This is a genomic window from Sphingobacterium sp. UBA2480 (assembly GCF_002341965.1).
Taxonomy (GTDB): domain Bacteria; phylum Bacteroidota; class Bacteroidia; order Sphingobacteriales; family Sphingobacteriaceae; genus Sphingobacterium; species Sphingobacterium multivorum.
The window spans coordinates 169,339-187,251 of record NZ_DDPA01000010.1; the positions used below are offsets into that span (position 1 = coordinate 169,339).

A 17,913-nucleotide genomic window follows, 5' to 3' on the forward strand; every position below is an offset into this window, starting at 1 on the left:
ACGTCCCTTTCTCCCGAAGGAAAAAGGGACGCTAATTATGCTAAAGGATTTGATCAGAAGCGACCTTCAGTCCGCCTTCCCAGCTACTAATGCGTTTGGAATCAGGAGGCTTTTATAAAGGGTGGTTTAGAATTTGAAATTCAAGCCCAATAGGAAATTCGTTGGGGCTTGTGGGAAATAGAAATTATAATACTTCCGGGTATCTCCTTCCATCCAGCCAAAGGTGTAGCCATTGGCCTCGTACTTCTCGTTCAGTATATTGTTGACCTGTAAGGTTGCACTGATATTTTTGATACCTAATGCTGTAAAGTTATAGTTTGCTAACAGATTGTTGACAAAATAAGCGGAAATGCTTCTTTCTTTCGCAGAAGAATTATCCAGGTATTGTCTTCCTACAAATTTGGATAGAAGCGAAAATGTAAGTGATGTTATTGGACTATAAGAGAAATTACTTGACAAAATAGTTCCCGGTGATAAAGCAATGTTTGTTTTCGAATAAAATATCCTTGTATCGCCGATGACCTCTTCAAAGTCCTTAATTTTATTTTGGCTGAAACTAGCTGTTGCTTTCCAATTGAACTGCTTGCTGATGTTCCATGACCCATCGAATTCAAGACCTATTCTATAGCTATCATTGACATTTTGTCGAATTGGAGAGCCTGTATCACTAATTTCACCTGTTGGGATCAACTGATCCTTGTAAAACATGCCATATCCATTTAATCCGATGTTGAATTTTTCATTTGTAAAACGATAGCCCAATTCAATGTCCTGCATTTTCTCTGGGGTAGGATCTGGTAAGGCGCTATTTTTCTCTATAAAATCCTTTCGGACAGGTTCTTTTTGTGCAAAGGCATAAGAAGCGTATACATTTGAATGGTCATTTAGCAGATAAGTTGCACCGGCTTTAGGATTCAGGAAATTAAACTTAGGATGATAATTATAATTTTTTACCTTATCATCATCACCATACATGTGGTAATCTACATTCCGATATTGAATATCGGCCATTAATATCCATTTGTCTAGTTTGTAATCGATTTTTAAGAAATTGCTGAAATCATTTTTTTGTGATTTCCCAAAATAATATTTGTCGTCAAGAAATCCTGTTGATGCATATTGTGCCCAAATCACCTGGCCATAATGTTTTCCTTTGTATTGATTATAAGCTCCACCCCAAGTAATTTCAAGCTGATCGTTTGGCCTGTAATTCAGAGCATAAGTCATTCCGTAAAAATAATTATCCAGCCATCTCCTGCGGACAAGATCTGTTTTTTGAATGGTGTCCTTACCAATAATGACGTTAGGCAAACCGTATTTACTTAGTTTATCTCCCGGTCTCATTTCTTCATAGTAACCATAACCTCTTGTATAGTGTAAGGCTGTATTGAGCGTCAATTTGTCGTTCAGTATATTGGTATAATGAAGTTGATGATGTTTCTGCGTATAATTATCTGTTTGATTGTTATACGTGTATAGGTTATAATTACGGCCAGCGTTCATGAAACGATCCTTCTCGGCACCGGAAATTTCGAGTGCATTATCTGCATAATCATCCATGCGCGACCGATCTCCTGTAATCAATGGTTCAGGAACGCCATTCCAGGCTTGATAGGTCTTTTCTTTTCCCCAGAATACAATTCCTTTTAAAATATGTTTCTTACCATAATACCCTCCGTCCACATAGAAAGATTGTAAGTCTGAACTACCTCTTTCGATGTAACCATCGCTACTTATTCGAGATAATCTGGCATTGAAGGCAAATTTGTCGTCAATTAGTCCGGTACCGACTTTGACCGTATTTTTCCAAGTATTATAAGAGCCAAATGAATTGTTAAGTTCTGCGTAAGGAGTTTCTACTAGAGTATTGGACTGGATATTTAATGAGGCTCCAAATGATCCGGCGCCATTCGTCGAGGTCCCAATACCACGCTGAACTTGGATGCTCTCGGTAGAAGAGGCAAAGTCGGGAAGGTTTACAAAAAAGGAACCCATGCTCTCTGCATCATTTAAGGGGATTCCATTGAGTGTTACGTTGATTCGTTGATTGTCGGATCCCCTGATCGTCATTCCTGTATAACCTATACCCGCACCGGCATCGGAATTTACCTGCACGGACGGGGTCTGATTTAAAAGAAATGGGATATCCTGACCGAGGTTGTTACGTGTTATTTCTTCTTTGGAGATGTTTTTAAAGGTTGTAGGAGCATTTCTTTTGGCACGGGTAGATTGAACAAGGACCTCTTCCATTTGAATTGTACTAGGTTCTAATGCTACCGTAAGTTCCAAATTGTCTTTAACATCCACATTTCGGCTCCATGTTTTATATCCAAGAGAAGATACCTGAATCTGATGCTTGCCTGTATTGATACGATATAGTTTAATCAGTCCGTTTTTGTCCGATTGGCCAGCGAAGGATGCTTGTCCGTCTATGGATATGGAAACGTACTGTAAAGGGGTCTGATTGGTATTGTCTACAGCTTTAATTGTCAGATTTTGTTGCGCAATGGCAATTTGACTTGAAATAGTAGCTAAGGAGCTACAAATCAAAAATTTGATCATGGTAATGTATTTTGTTTGAGTTAAACAAATCATAGCAAGGGGTTACTATGACCGCACTATTTAACTAACCTCTCCCTACGCCAGCATTATCTGGATCAGGTGTACAGAATTTAATCTGTTGGGTATAATCTCAGCCTTTATTTGTGTTCCTGACAAAACAAGGCACCCCTATTCGATGCTGCGAATATATAAATTTAAAATTGAAATGAAGTATAAAGAAGTAATTTATGACAAATACAAAAGAGTGGATTTGCGGCTTTATTTCTTTTTGGTTAAAAATTTGTGCAAATTGTTGTTTTTGGTATTTATTGTTCTTTTTAGGTACCTTGGCATGAATTTTTCTACTAGAGGTATGTATTCATACAGGTCAAAAATTTTTAGTTACTAAATTGATAGTGAGGAGATAAAATGTTAAAATATTTAAGCGCTAATTATATTCTGCCGATTACTTCAATGCCAATAAAAGATGGTATTGTTTCGGTAGATGAGGAGGGGGTAATTCAAGGTATCTATGACCCAACTTCATTTACACCTTCAGACAAAACGAAGGTTGAGAGATATGAAGGAGTGATAATTCCAGGTTTTATCAATGCACATTGCCACATTGAATTGTCGCATATGAAAGGTATTGTTCCTAAAGGTACAGGACTTCCGAGCTTTCTCAGTAAGGTGATGACAACGCGGTCGGCGTCGATGAAAAAAATAGACGACGCTATGGCAAAAGCCGATCGAGAGATGTATGAAAATGGTATTGTTGCAGTCGGAGATCATGCCAACACAGATAATTCCTCGAAACTGAAGGAAGATTCTCAGATCTTATATCATACGTTTGTGGAGGTGCTCGGAATTGAACCTGACGAAGCTGACTTTAAGTTAAAAGAGGCTAAATCGTTGACTCAAGAGTTTAGGAATGGGCATGTATCCATTACGCCACACGCGCCATATTCTTGTTCGAAAGTACTTTTCAAAAAATTCAAGAAGATGGTTCCGGAAACAAATATTATCAGTATCCACAATCAAGAAAGTGAAGAGGAGAATAAACTGTTCCGTTATAAAATGGGGGAGTTCCTGGACTTTTATAAAAGTATAGGAAAAAACGCCGATGCGATTAAGGCGCAGGCAAGAAATTCGATTCAGTCCTATCTTCCTTATTTGCCATATCCCAATAAATTATTGTTGGTTCATAATACCTATACTTCTCTTAAAGATCTGGATTTTGTAGAGCGCATGGATCGTGATGTGATGTGGTGTCTTTGTCCAAAAGCCAACCTTTATATTGAAGGAACATTACCAAAGGTTCAGAATTTTATGAATGCCGGACAGCGTTTAGTAATCGGAACGGACAGTTTAGCTTCAAATGATACATTATCCATTTTGGAGGAGCTAAAGGTATTGCATGCGCACTTTGAGGATCTCGATTTCTTGCAAACTATTCAATGGGCTACGATTAATGGTGCTATCGCGTTGAACATTGAGGATGAATTTGGCTCACTTGAAGTGGGTAAAAAGCCTGGGATTGTATTGTTGCAAGGTATGGAACACATGCGCCTACATGAAGATGTTAAGGTAAAACGTTTAGCGTAGTATTTAATTCCCCAAAACTTCTGTACTTTTGCTCTTATTGAACCGTCCATGACTATAATAACGGAACTATAGTCATGGTAAGTTCCATCTGACCGATGGAAGAAAAAATAAGTTACAGATGAAACATTTGAATATTTCAATAAGAGGTAAAGTACAGGGAGTCTTTTTTAGATTGACAACCAAGGCGGTTGCAGATCAAGTTGGTGTTAGGGGCTTTGTTGTCAATTTAAAAGATGGTTCTGTCTATATTGAGGGCGAGGGCGACGAGTTTGCACTAGATTCACTGTTGGAGTTCTGCCAAGAAGGGCCCGAGGGTGCAATTGTTGAAAGTGTTGAAGTAAAGGAAGGCGAAATGAAGGGCTTTTCCAATTTTGAAGTAGTTAAAAGAGTTCAATCTTAAGTCTTTTCACCTTGTCAGTACTTAAAAAATTCGCTGGACAGACCATGATTTATGGCCTGAGTACGATTATAGCACGTATGCTGTATTTCGTTATGACGCCACTCTATGTCCTCAAATATCCACCTGCGTCCTACGGAATATTTACCAATATGTACGCCTGGGCGTCCATGATCAATGCCGTTTTGGCATTTGGTATGGAAACTACTTTTTTTAGGTTTCTCCAAAAAGTCGAAGAAAAGGATAAGAAGCAGGTTTTCAATAATAGTTTTATCGTCATTGCCACTCTGGCAACATTATTTTTTATAACGGCCATTGTCTTTGCTGGCACTATTGGTGGTTGGTTGAATAAGGGAACTTACAATGCCGATTACGAGAGCTATGTGAAGTATTTTGCCCTCATATTGGCATTGGATGCTTTAGCTATTGTTCCTTTTGCGAAATTGAGATCGGAGGGAAGGCCTATCCGATTTGGTGCTATTAAATTGGCCAATATCGGTATTATGGTTGTTCTTAACCTATTCTTTATTGCTCTGGTTCCCTATTTGATAAAAGATGGAGGTGCATTGGGCTCTTGGTGTTCCGGTTGGTACAGAAATGAATGGATAGGTTATGTATTTATTTCCAATATTGTGGCAAGTGCAGCAACCTTTCTATTTCTTCTGCCTGAAATGAGAGGTTTTTATTTTAAACCCGAAAAGCAGCTAATCTTAAAGATGCTATCCTATAGCTTTCCGATTTTAATAGCCAATATTTCTTATATCATCAACGAAAATTTAGATAAAATTGTATTGCCAATCTACCTGCCTAAGGATATTGGTGATCGCGATTTGGGGATCTATGGAGCCGTTGGAAAATTGGCGATGTTTCTGAGTATTTTTGTTCAGGCTTTTCGATTGGGGGCAGAGCCATTTTTCTTTTCTTATGCAAAAAATGCAAATGCGAAAAAGACCTATGCGTTAATTATGGAATATTTCGTCATTGCCATGATGTTAGTTATGTTGGGGATTACAGCGAATATTGACTGGCTGAAGTATTTTATTAAAGGAAATGTGGAAACACGTGACTTATATTGGTCTGGACTTTTCATTGTTCCTTTGTTGCTGTTCAATTATGTGCTGCTGGGCATCTATATGAATCTTTCGGTATGGTATAAGCTTTCTGATCAAACGCGGTACGCTTTGTATATTTCATTGGTAGGCGCAGGAATAACCATCGTGGCAAATTATTATCTGATTCCGAGATACAGCTATGTGGGAGCATCAATAGTCACATTTTTAGCCTACTTTGCTATGGTTGTGCTATCTTATGTATGGGGGCAAAAACATTACCCTATACCTTATAAATTGGGAAAGATCCTGATGTATATATTTGCGGGAATATGTTTCTCCTACCTTTCTTACTTTGTATTTCATCATAATGTTTTTATTGGTAATGGACTTTTAATCGCTTACCTGGGAGGTGTATTTTTGATGGAACGAAATCAGCTCAAGCGATTTATCAAGAAAGATGCTTAAAAGAAAAAAGGTCGTGCTAATGTTAACTTAGCACGACCTTTTTCTTTATAAATTGTAGACTTCAGGATTATACCATTTCTGCCGAAAAATTGTGTTCAATTTCATGAAGTACCTCAAGAATCTCTGCCTGGCTTTGTAAGCTGACTAATTTCATGCGGTGTTCTTTAAAGTTGGGGATTCCTTTAAAGTAATTCGCATAATGCCTACGCATTTCAAAAATACCCAATTTATCACCTTTCCATTCGATGGATTTGTTGAGATGTGTTCGGCAAACCTCGACACGTTCGGCAATGGTAGGTCCTTCTAAACGTTCACCAGTATTGAAAAAATGTTTTATTTCTCTAAAGATCCAAGGGTATCCGATTGCTGCACGGCCAATCATAATGCCATCCACTTCAAACTCCTGGCGCCATGCTGCAGCTTTTTCGACAGAGTCTACATCGCCATTGCCAAAAATTGGGATTTTGATACGCGGATTACGTTTGATATCCCGAATCATGGACCAGTCCGCCTGACCCTTGTACAATTGCGCGCGCGTACGTCCATGAATAGCCAGTGCTTTGATCCCCACATCTTGTAGTCTTTCAGCAACTTCGTATACATTTTTTGTGTTGTCATCCCAGCCAAGACGTGTTTTCACCGTTACGGGTAAATCCGTAGCCTCAACGACAGCTTTTGTCATTGCAACCATTTTATCGATGTCCTGTAGCAGGGATGAACCAGCTCCTTTACAGACTACTTTTTTAACTGGGCAGCCGTAATTGATGTCGATTAAATTAGGTCCTGCTTTTGTGCAGATTTCAGCAGACTGACGCATACTTTCAATATCTCCACCGAAGATCTGAATGCCAATAGGACGTTCATACTCAAAAATATCCAATTTTTGAATTGACTTTGCAGCATCCCGAATTAACCCTTCCGAAGAAATAAATTCAGTATACATTAAATCAACACCATTCTGTTTGCACACATAGCGAAACGGAGGATCACTTACATCCTCCATCGGAGCTAATAACAACGGGAATTTACCCAAATCAATATTTTCACCAATCTTGACCGACATCTTCGATAATTTTTTACAAAGGTACAAAATTTGGCATTAGTATAAAGTTAGCTAACTGTCACGAGTTTAGAGCCGATTTTTGATCTCTTCAGACCCTGTCGAACGTTGACTGTTCAAATCGCTAAGCCCGCCAAATCGATAATTAAAGGAGAGGATAGCCGTCCTGCTGTCGGGATTCGATTTCCCTACGAGCCTTATTGTTGAGGAAACGGTCTCATAACGCCGATTGTTGGTTCTCAAAATATCATTCACCACTAGTTTGACAGATGCTCTTTTATTGAGTATATTTTTTTGGATGCCAGTATATATTTGACCGTAACTCTTGATCTGACTTAACCCTATAGTCAGCCCGGATACATAGTTCCCACCTAGTTCTATCGACCAATCTTTAGGCAATTTGAATGTGTTCTGACTATTTAGTGTAAGCGTATTGCCTTTTCGGCTGATCAAGCCATCCTCTTGTGGAATATCATATTCATTCCGGTAATAATTTGCGAAGTGCGTAGCTGACCACCAAGCTGTCAATTGGGTAGGGGCGATAATGGACAACCCGTAATTTCTAAACGAACCAATATTCTCGGGTCGTTCGTAGGTAATGTATGGATTGGCTGGATCCGTTCCAATGATCTCGTTAACGACATTGGTTCTCTTCGCATAGTTTAAGGTAAAAATATATTTGCTGACAAATGTATAACCAAGTTCAAGAGAATGCTCATAAGCAGGATTAAGCTGAGCATTGCCTTCCGAATAGGAAAAAGGATCTGTATATACACGAAATGGATTGAGATCCCAAAATGATGGCCTTTGCACACGGTAGCTGTAGCTTGTCTGCAATTTGTTTTTTTCATTGAGGGTATAGGTTAGAAATGCCGAAGGAAATAGTTTGAAATATGATTTTACAAATTGCTCATTGAGGGTGATTTGATTACCTAAAGTATGGGTATGTTCTCCTCTAAAACCAACCTGAGCCGAAATTTTATTCCAGCTTTTGGATAGATTGATATAACCCGCTTGTATCGTTTCTTTGTAAATGAAGTGGTTGCTAGTTGTCAGGTCAGGGACGTATTGACCATTTTGTAAGGTGTCATAATGCAGGTCATTTTCTGTACGTACATGACTGGCTTTCCAGCCTGTCTCCAGTTTATACCCTTGGGCAAGGGGGAGCGTATAATCTAACTTGGCGACGTACACTTTATTGTCTGAAGGAATGTCTCCTCGACGTGAGGACGGTTGGTTGAGCGGGGTACCATCTGCTTTCGTATAATTCGTGTTCAGCTGCTGATCCATTTTGGAATAATGGTCGACAAGATCGAGGTCGATTTTTAGTTCGTGCCCTTTATCGTTAAATTTGAGCGTGTAGTTGATATTGTAGAGCATATCCCGCCAGCGTTCTTTCCCTTCCGTTATCGTAGATGAAGACCATACTAATTGATTATCGTCAAAGTTTCTGAAGTTATTTGTCGTCGGTTCATACTTCGGATATTTGCCAAATCCACCATTGATAAGCACGCCAAGTGTCTGTTTGGAATCTATGTTATAATCTATACCAGCCCTAAAGTTATTAGACCGTAGTTTGGGCCGTATGTTATTTTCCTGTTGAGCATAAGATTCTGGAACCTTGTGCTGATCCGGATAAAAATACCGCGTGAGGGAATTGAAATATTTGAGGTTCTGATGATATTGGTTGTAAATTCCAAATACATTAAGCTTCTCCGTGCGGTAATTTAAATTGAGACTACCGCCAAGATGCATGCCTCTGCCTGCTCCTCCATTGAGCGAGATGGAACCATTCCATCCTTGTTTTATTCCTTTTTTTAAAACGATATTGATAATTCCTGCTGAACCAGCCGCATCTTGTTTTGCACTAGGGTTGGACATAACCTCAATTTTGTTGATATCAATGGAAGATGTGCTCCGTAGTAAATTGGCCAATTGATCGCCTGAAAGATAGGTCATCTTTCCATTAATCATCAGGGTTGCTCCCGATTTCCCTTTCATGCTTAATACTCCGCTGTCATCTACAGCTATTCCTGGGATCTTATTCAGTAGTTCAAGTCCATTATTGCCGTCAGCAAGCATCGAGTTTTCTACATTGAATACAAGCTTATCCTGTTGTTGTTCGATGAATTGCTTTTTGCGTTGCACCAGTACTTCTGCTAAGTACGTATTATTCGTTAAGAGAATAATCTGACCGAGGTTAAATTCACCGAGTTGCTCAGTCAGACTGAAATGTGGGCTAAAAGTCTCTTGATGTGTGATATTTTTTATCTTTACAAAATAGCGACCTGCTTTTTCATTGGCGAATGTAAAATGGCCTAAGCTATCCGAAAGGATCGTGTGGGATAGTGTACTATCTTTAGCGTTATGAAGGCTTATAGTTACATAAGGAATAGCTTGTTTATCTTCACCTACAATTTGTCCCTTAATAGGATTGGTTTTTTGTGCATAGCAATTGAACGTTGTACAAATGAATAGAAAACTTACGATATAATGCAGGATATGACGCATAGTACTATGATTAAGAGATTACTAAAATTTAAGGAGCTACTAGCTGTGTACTTTTTGTTTTTTTTACCGTTTTTCTTTTCTTGCCCCACCAGATATAGCATCCTGTGATAGGCAGGGTCGCGCAGATCAATGAGGCCACGAAGTAGATGATTTTTGTTGTCATTCCTCCAATAAAACCCGTATGAAGTGCATAGTTGGATCGCATCAACCATTCTGTGGTATTTGCTTCATCAATAGGACCTTGTTTTCTGCCAGCTAGCTCAAGTGTATATCGGTCGAAATTGAGATCGCGCCAGGTACCACCTTCCATATCGGTACAAGCATACACTGTTTTGTCTTCCGGTTCAGGATAATGTACAATGACAGCCTCTTTGTTATACTTGGCATATTCATGACGTACCTTATACCAAATCTGATCAGCAACAACTAAAGCATCGTTTAAAGGTTGTTCAATCTGTTCTTCTTTAGTTGATTTCTCTATCTTAGGTTTACTGGGATACCCTCCAGTCAACGAGACCACTGCACTTCGGATCCATGGAAAGCTCATAATGAGTCCAGTAAAACACATAATCAGCGCTATTGTTAGTGAATAGAAACCGAGCACATTGTGAAGGTCGTAATTCACTCTTTTAAATTTCGCTTTCCATTTGATTGAAAAGCTTTGTTCTCTGGATCTCTTGTTCCATTTTTTTGGCCACCAAAGTATAAGCCCAGTGATCAACAATATAAAAAAGATGAATGTACTCCAGCCGACTACCTGTCGCCCTATTTTTACGGGCATCCAAAGGTGACGATGCCCTTCATCCATGAAATGAAAGAAATCTTCATGATCTACAATGGCGAGGATTTCTGCGGTGTAGGGATTTACGTACACTAGACTATCGGAATGGTCCAAACTCACTTTGACGGATTTGTCTAATCCATTATACCAGGAACTTGCGATTTTTTTATCAGGAAGAATATGGTTTACAGCTTTGTAAATGGCGGAAGGAGGAAGTTGTTCTTCGGCACTCCTGGGTTCGATGTGAATGTAATTTGTAGTCAATTCTTTGATGTCATGTTCAAAGACGAGTACACAACCTGTGATTGCTAAGATAATAACGGGAATACCGGCGGCAAGCCCTAACCAAAGATGCAGCCAGGCGTTGATTTTACTGAACATAATTTAATAATGATAATGGATCGTATGTAATCGAAGGGGCGACAATAGGCCGCCCCGGTTTAATAAGAGATTAATCTAAATTATAGAGCATTGGTGTATCTGCGTCACCACCAAGTATTTTGGCGCCTTTTGTTAATTTGTCAGTTGTTGGGTTATACTCCCAAATGTAGATGGCGTCTGCTTTTGGATCATTTACCGCTATGTATGCATTCCCATTGATGACAACTGCCGAACGGGAATTGCTGACCAATGGAAAGTCTAATTTTTTAACTACTTTTTGCGAGTTTACGTCAACGATCAAGTATTCCCACATAGCAGCATACCACCAATCGTTCCATTCTTTAACGTTATTGTTTGTGTCATGTGCACTGATCAGTAAAGCTTTACCGTTACCCAGGTAAGAAACACCTAGCTGGTTATCTCCGCCTTGATATTGACTGATATTGAAGAAGTAATTTGGATCAAGCTTGTCATCTCCATCTTTAATTCGGTAGAATCCAGTAGGTAAGTTTTTGCCCCCACCTAATGCAGGCATTGTATACGTTTGCAAATATGTATAACCATTTTCCTTGAATTTATGGAAATAGCCGTTTCTAACTGGACCGACAGGTGCTGAACGGTTGTCTTCACCTGTTTTTTTAAAGTTCTTAAACGATGGATAGTCAACCGAACCTGTATACGTAACGTCGTAGCTTACTTTTGTTATATTGTTATATAAGCAATAACCTAAGACAATTTTATTCCCTTGAGGAAGAAAAGCATAAATCCGCATATTATGGTCTTTCGGGATATCGGTATCTGATGTTATTGTACCACTTGCCTCTACAAGCATCGTATTTGTGTTGATTACAGCGTATTCGTTGCTATTGCGTGGACCGACGGCCAAGCGATCGTCATCAAGCCAACTATGCCATCCTATATATAAAGTGGTTAATTTGGTGAAAGGAATGACTTTAATAGCCTTTAATACACCATTTTCAAAGCTATATTTTCCGAACTGCGCTGCATTTGGATCAATCGAGTAGAAATATTTACCTTTTTGAATTACATTCTCTTCCCAAGGGAACATACTTGTCACATCAGTACCGGCGCCTACTGGAGAAATCGTACCCGACATGAGATCCTTTACAGGAAGCATAAATGAGCCATTGTCTGTACTGAACTTTATCGCAAAATTTCCACCAACTTCTTCCGTTGGATTTGTTGGCGTACTGTTGTCAGGCGTGGACTTGCTACAGCCTATTAACGAAATGCCTGCCAAAGCAATTAAACTAACGTTTTTTGTAATTGATTTTAACATGATATTATAGTATTAAATAATTTTTAATGTGAAGAGCGGATGAGGTACCGCAATTTTAGATAGACAGAACGACCGGGACGCTGTTGTTTGAAAATATCGTAAGCAATTTGATCAGTCATGTTTTTCCCCTCGACGGTGATGTTATAAGTATTGTTCTTGAAAGAATAGGTAGCGGCAATATTGTGTAGCCATTGGGCTGGAATATAATCTTTTGTTGATTTTTCCGCTAATTTGGACCAGCTTAACGAATAGTTATTGACAAACTGCAAGTAATAATTTAGCTGTATACGATTGTCTTTGGCGCTAAAAAGGTTATTTCGGCCATAACTGATGTCTAAGTTTCCAAATAGCCAAGGTTCATTGGGTGTACGATTTTTGTAGGTTATCTTTTCTCTATTATTTTTATCATACTTTTCGCGATCGACTGCATTATAATAGCTCATGTTTAATACGGCCATGAAATTGGATTTGTACCCATATTTAACTTCGAAATCAAGACCATTGACCTTCACGCCACCTTCGTTATCCGCTAGTTGTTTTTGCCCCTGCGGGGTATCGTAAGATTTCTGAATGATATAGTCCTTAACATTCCTATAATAGGTAGAAGCGTCAACATTTAGATAGTGGTTTCCAAAGGTTGTTCCATAGTAGAAATTCAGGTTATAGTTGTCGCTATTTGCAGGATTTAATTTTTCATTAGCCATCACGTTTAAACCATCTCCAAAGAGCTCTGTAAAAGTTGGTAGCTGATAGGCATGTTCATACGATAGTTTTATGCCGTAAGTCGCATCTAATTTAATGTTCGTCACAGCGCCATAACCAACGTAATTTTTGGAGGTTTTACCAGCTGTGTTGGTTTTGCCGGATAAGCCATACTCTTTGATGAAAAATGAATTATTTAGTCGCTCTTTCCAAAGAATCTGTTGATAATTGAGCCCAATAGTCGTTCTATAGATCTGATTTGTTATATTATAAAAATCATTGTAAGGATCTATTTCATTATAATTTTCGCGTTTATTGGTGTTTAAATTATAGTTGAAATTGAAAAGGTGCGATGCCGATAGCTTGTAATTTAAATTTGCCTGCGAAAAGCTGTTGTTAATCTTTTGATGGGTGATGGATTTGTAGCTATTCAGCTCCCCTGCATTAGGACTATATTCTGTCGCTATACCGTTCCAAAAGTAATATGTCCTCGAGCTCGTGTCGGTAATAATATTTTCGCCGCGTGAATAATTTGCATATACTGTCGCTGATAGATTCTCAAAAAGAAACTTGTCTTTTCTATAGCGCAAGCTTGGTGTAAACGTATGACTTTTACTGAATACATGCCCTAGCACACGTTCTTGTGTCGCTGCGGTTTGTTGTTGGTCATACACGTCATTATAAGTCAAGCCTAAGACAGCGATATCGGCCCATTTTTTATTACTTATACCCACTTCAACCTGTGTCATAAATGAGCGATAGTCATCATGAAAACGTCTTGCGGATTGAAGGGTGTCAAATAATTCATTTTTCGGAGGCATAGGTGCCTTTAGGTATACACCTGCTTTCGGATTGGTTCTCATGAGATAGTTATTATTTGAGTAATTGTAATAACTATTCAAATTGATCATCAAGCCATTTTTTGGATGTTTATAACCGGCGCTCATCGCAGCACGGTGTGTATTAAACGAACCAATACTATAACTGACGTCTAAAGATTTTTTATAATCACGATTGGTGACGATGTTGATCGCTCCACCCAAAGCATCTGATCCTAGGTGCGCCGGCACCACACCTTTATACACCTCGATGCGCTCAGCGATGTTGACCGGCATATTATTAAGACTCATGCCACTACCGAAAGACTCGATTGGTACCCCGTCGATGAAAAATTTAATGTTATTGCCAGATAAGCCATTTAGCGAAAAGGAATATCGGGAACCTAAGCCGCCTTGTTCTCGAATCTTTACGCCTGTACTTCGATTGAGTATTTGATTGATATCGGAATTGGTATTGGCATACTGTTTGGTTTCGATTACATTAACGTTGAAACCAGATTCTTTGATCTTTTTGCTGACAGTTTTTCCTTCAACTTGTACTTCATCCAATGAATTGCTTTCTGTACTTAATGTGATCTCTTTTAGAATTTCGGTTGATTTATTGACTTCGAGTTTCAGCGTTAAAGTTTTATAGCCGAGTGCTGAAATAATAAATTCATGATTTCCAAAGGGTACATGTTTTAGTATAAATGTACCGGTTCTATTTGCTTGTGCGCCTTTCTTGGTGCCTTTTTGTAAAATTGTAGCGCCTTCAATCGGTTCCTTTGCGCTATTTTTGATGCTACCTTCGATTTGAGCAAGTTGCTGAGAAAACGAGGGAAAAGATAGGGTTAAAAATAATAGTAACCATATCACTTTAAATTTGGACATTGTTTTATTTAGATTAATTACACACAAAGTAGTTGCGTAACTCTAAATTTACCGAAGGTCCTAAGGTGAAAAAAAAGGATAATTTTTGTAATGATCTGTTTTACAGGTGGAATTAATTTAGTCGGTCGATTCTTACAATGAAATCGGTCTCTTGGTCTAATTGAAGCCCTGGGGTAATTTGACCTGATTTGATATCATAGATCCAAACCTGATGCTTGTCTGAGTTATCATCAATGGTGATATATGCTTTACCATTTTCAACAAGTACAGATTCTTTACGGGTACCTTTGTCAAAGGGTAGGTTGAGTTTGCGTGTGGTTTTGGTACTGAGGTCAACAAGAAAATATTCAAATTGATAAGTAGAGTGGTGGTCACTGAAATCGGTATAGCGATCTTTACGTTCGCTCCGTACAATTGCTTGATGGTTTCCCAAATACCACATACCATAAGCGTGGTTATGAGTCTGTGCTGTTAAATCAAAGAAATAATTCGGGTCAATTTGAGTTGATTTCTGACCAATTTTAAAGATTGCAGTTGGCTTTGAGGGAATGTTTCCTAAAGCTATACCTGGACAAGCCATAAAATAATAGTTTCCTTCTTCATCATTGAAACTATAGGATTGTACCGTATTTATCCCTCCGGGATAAGTGGATCGGGTATCTTTTTGAATTCCCTTTAAATGTAATGTCGTTTTATCGAATGTTGCTACATAGAGGGTATCTATTGTGGTGAAGTCTGTTTCATTGATAATTTTATTGAAGGTATATCCAACGAGTAGTTGTTGCTGGTGTATGGTACTAAAGCCGATGGAAATAATATTGAAATTGGGTGCTGCGGAAGGTAAGATTACCTCTTGTTGCTGAATGATGTTAAACGCATTGACAGCGATCTTCGTGTACCATAAGCGACGGTTAGTTTTGTTGTCTGATGTGAAAAGGAGCAAGGTGTCATTGTTGAGCCAATTGATATTTTCAATATGTTGGTCAGGCATAGACAACTGAGCAATTTCTTTTAGGCCTGTTTTTTCAAGTGTATATTTTCTAAATTTCCCTTCTCTGAGGAAATAAAATCTACCATTTTTAACAATGATACTACGATCGAACTCTTGTGTTGGGATATCAACTCCACTTTGTCGAATCGTCAATTTTCCGCTATCAATGCTGTTGGTCGTGATGATGGTGTTTCCTAAATCCTTATCCATGGTATAGAAGCTATATTTTCCAGCTAAGTTTCTCTCAGCATGTTCTGATCGGCAACTTATCGTAAAGCTAAGAAGCAAGAGCGGTAAGAATAAGATAAGACGGCTTGTTAGCATGGTCATATAGGATGGGGGAATTGGGAACGATTAAATGATGTTAAATTGTAATTTAAGTTCGTGCTGTAATGTTGGTGCAAGGAAAGTCAGTTCGGATTTGGCAATGATAACCTGATTTCCGTTTTTTTGTGGTTGCAATACAAAATAGGTCTCACCGGTTTTTAGTTCTTTCTTTTTATCTCCCGAAAGGCTGAATGCAATGTTCTTTTTGGGTATAAAGAGCATATTTCCTGTCGTTTTGATTTCCCCGGTATCGGTATTGATCTGAGCAGTTGCATTCTTGCCTAAGACTATTTTATAATTATCCTGATTGATATATTTTAGACTAGCATTCGTTCTGTTGTCGAATGTAGCATCAGTCTTCTCCTGCATGTTATTGAACTGATGGAACCCAAAGCCAAGCAGGACTAGGAGGGAGGCTGCAATACCAACATATTTAAGTGGGTATTTTTTGCTCCTGATTTGTACTGGGGTTTCTGATTTTTCAATATAGGTGTTGATATCGGCCCAGATATCACTTTCTAATTTGTTTTTTTGAGCTGTAGAAATAGGCAATGGCTTAGTTTCGAAGGTGTCATCCAGCAACCATTGTTCTACCAGCAGTCTTTCTGTTGGCGAGCATTGGCCTAAATGATATTTCTCTATTAACTTCTGGTCTATGTTCATCCGTATATTCAACTTGCTAACAAAAATAAGAGATTTCTTTTTTTATGGATCAACTTACGATATATATTCTGTTAATTCTGTTTTTAAAGTTTTAAGCGCCCGCGAAATATGGTATTCTACAGCTCTTTCAGAGATCACCAGTTCCTGAGCGATTTGTTTGTTGGTAAGTCCCTGTTCCCTGCTCATCCGAAATACTTTTCGACATTGGTTAGGCAGTGTATTGACCAGACGAGAGATTTTATTTGCGAGTTCCTCGGCAATCAACGTATTATCCGTATAGTGGGATTCGGTGATGTTTGAAATATTGTTTAGGTGCTGCTGACGGGCGACCTTATTGCGAATGTATTCAAAAGCTTTGAGTTTTACCGAGCGGATCAGATAACGTTCAACTTCTTTCAGTCGAAGTTCATTCCGTCTTTCCCAAAGTGATTTGAAAACATCTTGAACGATTTCTTTTGCATGCTCTTCATCTTGGATATTACTAAGACAGAAAGCAAACATACCTTCCCAATGGCGAAGATATATTTGCTCAAAACTCTCTCGATCTATAATAAAAAAATCCGTTTCCAAAATACACTGACCTTAGCTTATACCTTGGCAAATATAACCTTATTTAGATCGATTTTAAATAACTTTCTATATTTCTTTTACAAAGTCTTTGATGGCTTGTCCAGGATCGGCTGTCTTCATGAAATTTTCACCAATTAGAAAACCTTGGAATCCAGCTTTTTTTAAGGCTTTAATTGTCGAAGGATCAGCTATGCCGCTCTCAGATACTTTAATATATTCTGTTGGTATTTTGTCTAGGAGATCATAGGAATGCTGAATGTCGACTGAAAAATCTTTCAGATTTCTATTATTAACACCGATTGCGTCAATGTCATCAAAAAGATTATCCAACAGTTCCTGTTCGTTATGCACCTCAAGTAAGACATTTAAGCCCAATTGATGTGCATAGGCTGCAAATTCCTGAACTTCCTCCTTTTTCAGACATGCTGCAATTAAAAGAATGATGTCTGCGCCATACGCTTTTGCTTCGGCGATCTGATACTTATCGACGATGAATTCTTTTCTTAAGATAGGAATGCTAATAGCCTTACGTGCTTTCGATAGATCTTCTAAATTGCCTTTGAAAAATTCCCCATCCGTCAGAACAGACACCGCTGAAGCACCTGCCTCCTCGTATGTCTTTACAACATCTTCCACTGCTGAAGTGCTATTGATGTCTCCTTTTGATGGCGATGCTCTTTTGTATTCAGCTATAATTCCTGTTTTTTCAGGATCAAGAATAGATTCTCTCAACGATAGACAAGCCACATTGAAATAGGGATAGTTTAATAATTCCTCCAAAGGAACTAAAGCTTTTGCCTGTTCTACTTCTATTTTTTTTCGTTCAATGATTTTATCAAGTATAGTCATTTTTCTAGA

General features: G+C 38.5%; 13 protein-coding genes. 3 read left to right on the forward strand and 10 right to left on the reverse strand.

The window, feature by feature from the left end; translation table 11 throughout:
* Window positions 1-126 precede the first annotated feature (126 nt).
* A complete protein-coding gene (locus B3600_RS24655) occupies window positions 127-2,562 on the reverse strand; it encodes a TonB-dependent receptor (RefSeq protein ID WP_286754782.1) in 2,436 nt (811 codons plus the stop codon).
* 408 nt (window positions 2,563-2,970) lie between these two features.
* Here B3600_RS24655 and B3600_RS24660 point away from each other — a divergent pair, with 408 nt between their 5' ends.
* The 3 genes from B3600_RS24660 to B3600_RS24670 all read left to right on the forward strand — a co-directional run bounded on the left by B3600_RS24660 (window position 2,971) and on the right by B3600_RS24670 (window position 6,060).
* Window positions 2,971-4,146: an amidohydrolase family protein gene (locus tag B3600_RS24660; protein WP_070561620.1), complete on the forward strand. Its 1,176-nt coding sequence runs from the start codon at window positions 2,971-2,973 to the stop codon at window positions 4,144-4,146.
* Window positions 4,147-4,264: 118 nt separating this feature from the next.
* Complete coding sequence (locus tag B3600_RS24665; protein WP_070561618.1) at window positions 4,265-4,546, forward strand: acylphosphatase; 282 nt, start codon at window positions 4,265-4,267, stop codon at window positions 4,544-4,546.
* Between the two features lie 44 nt (window positions 4,547-4,590).
* Window positions 4,591-6,060 carry a lipopolysaccharide biosynthesis protein gene (locus B3600_RS24670; RefSeq protein WP_286754847.1) on the forward strand — a complete coding sequence of 490 codons (1,470 nt, stop codon included), beginning with the start codon at window positions 4,591-4,593 and terminating at the stop codon, window positions 6,058-6,060.
* 67 nt (window positions 6,061-6,127) lie between these two features.
* On the opposite strand, the gene dusB is transcribed toward B3600_RS24670, so the two are convergent.
* From dusB to trpC, 9 genes are all read right to left on the reverse strand, one after another.
* Complete coding sequence (gene dusB, locus B3600_RS24675) at window positions 6,128-7,123, reverse strand: tRNA dihydrouridine synthase DusB (protein WP_046674816.1); 996 nt, start codon at window positions 7,121-7,123, stop codon at window positions 6,128-6,130.
* 66 nt (window positions 7,124-7,189) lie between these two features.
* Window positions 7,190-9,631, reverse strand: coding sequence for an outer membrane beta-barrel family protein (locus B3600_RS24680; protein ID WP_286754783.1), 2,442 nt, complete (start codon window positions 9,629-9,631; stop codon window positions 7,190-7,192).
* Between the two features lie 28 nt (window positions 9,632-9,659).
* Window positions 9,660-10,793 (reverse strand): PepSY-associated TM helix domain-containing protein, encoded by a 1,134-nt coding sequence (locus B3600_RS24685; RefSeq protein WP_286754784.1) that lies wholly within the window; start codon window positions 10,791-10,793, stop codon window positions 9,660-9,662.
* A gap of 70 nt (window positions 10,794-10,863) precedes the next feature.
* Complete coding sequence (locus tag B3600_RS24690; RefSeq protein WP_286754785.1) at window positions 10,864-12,093, reverse strand: DUF4374 domain-containing protein; 1,230 nt, start codon at window positions 12,091-12,093, stop codon at window positions 10,864-10,866.
* A 23-nt stretch (window positions 12,094-12,116) separates the two neighbouring features.
* Window positions 12,117-14,504 (reverse strand): TonB-dependent receptor, encoded by a 2,388-nt coding sequence (locus B3600_RS24695; RefSeq protein ID WP_286754786.1) that lies wholly within the window; start codon window positions 14,502-14,504, stop codon window positions 12,117-12,119.
* A gap of 112 nt (window positions 14,505-14,616) precedes the next feature.
* On the reverse strand, window positions 14,617-15,705 hold the full coding sequence (locus B3600_RS24700; protein WP_286754787.1) for a hypothetical protein: 1,089 nt from the start codon (window positions 15,703-15,705) through the stop codon (window positions 14,617-14,619).
* Window positions 15,706-15,849: 144 nt separating this feature from the next.
* Window positions 15,850-16,485, reverse strand: a complete 636-nt coding sequence (locus tag B3600_RS24705) for a hypothetical protein (protein ID WP_286754788.1) — start codon at window positions 16,483-16,485, stop codon at window positions 15,850-15,852.
* Window positions 16,486-16,539: 54 nt separating this feature from the next.
* On the reverse strand, window positions 16,540-17,055 hold the full coding sequence (locus tag B3600_RS24710; protein ID WP_286754789.1) for an RNA polymerase sigma-70 factor: 516 nt from the start codon (window positions 17,053-17,055) through the stop codon (window positions 16,540-16,542).
* Window positions 17,056-17,121: 66 nt separating this feature from the next.
* Window positions 17,122-17,904 carry an indole-3-glycerol phosphate synthase TrpC gene (gene trpC / locus B3600_RS24715; RefSeq protein ID WP_286754790.1) on the reverse strand — a complete coding sequence of 261 codons (783 nt, stop codon included), beginning with the start codon at window positions 17,902-17,904 and terminating at the stop codon, window positions 17,122-17,124.
* Window positions 17,905-17,913 lie beyond the last annotated feature (9 nt).

Excerpts from the sequence above, each read along its gene's own strand:
- B3600_RS24660 (WP_070561620.1), top strand. The coding sequence starts at position 2,971 with ATGTTAAAATATTTAAGCGCTAATTATATTCTGCCGATTACTTCAATG.
- B3600_RS24695 (WP_286754786.1), bottom strand. The coding sequence starts at position 14,504 with ATGTCCAAATTTAAAGTGATATGGTTACTATTATTTTTAACCCTATCT.
- B3600_RS24655 (WP_286754782.1), bottom strand. The coding sequence starts at position 2,562 with ATGATCAAATTTTTGATTTGTAGCTCCTTAGCTACTATTTCAAGTCAA.
- B3600_RS24665 (WP_070561618.1), top strand. The coding sequence starts at position 4,265 with ATGAAACATTTGAATATTTCAATAAGAGGTAAAGTACAGGGAGTCTTT.
- trpC (WP_286754790.1), bottom strand. The coding sequence starts at position 17,904 with ATGACTATACTTGATAAAATCATTGAACGAAAAAAAATAGAAGTAGAA.
- B3600_RS24685 (WP_286754784.1), bottom strand. The coding sequence starts at position 10,793 with ATGTTCAGTAAAATCAACGCCTGGCTGCATCTTTGGTTAGGGCTTGCC.
- B3600_RS24670 (WP_286754847.1), top strand. The coding sequence starts at position 4,591 with ATGATTTATGGCCTGAGTACGATTATAGCACGTATGCTGTATTTCGTT.
- B3600_RS24700 (WP_286754787.1), bottom strand. The coding sequence starts at position 15,705 with ATGGATAAGGATTTAGGAAACACCATCATCACGACCAACAGCATTGAT.
- B3600_RS24690 (WP_286754785.1), bottom strand. The coding sequence starts at position 12,093 with ATGTTAAAATCAATTACAAAAAACGTTAGTTTAATTGCTTTGGCAGGC.
- B3600_RS24705 (WP_286754788.1), bottom strand. The coding sequence starts at position 16,485 with ATGAACATAGACCAGAAGTTAATAGAGAAATATCATTTAGGCCAATGC.
- dusB (WP_046674816.1), bottom strand. The coding sequence starts at position 7,123 with ATGTCGGTCAAGATTGGTGAAAATATTGATTTGGGTAAATTCCCGTTG.
- B3600_RS24680 (WP_286754783.1), bottom strand. The coding sequence starts at position 9,631 with ATGCGTCATATCCTGCATTATATCGTAAGTTTTCTATTCATTTGTACA.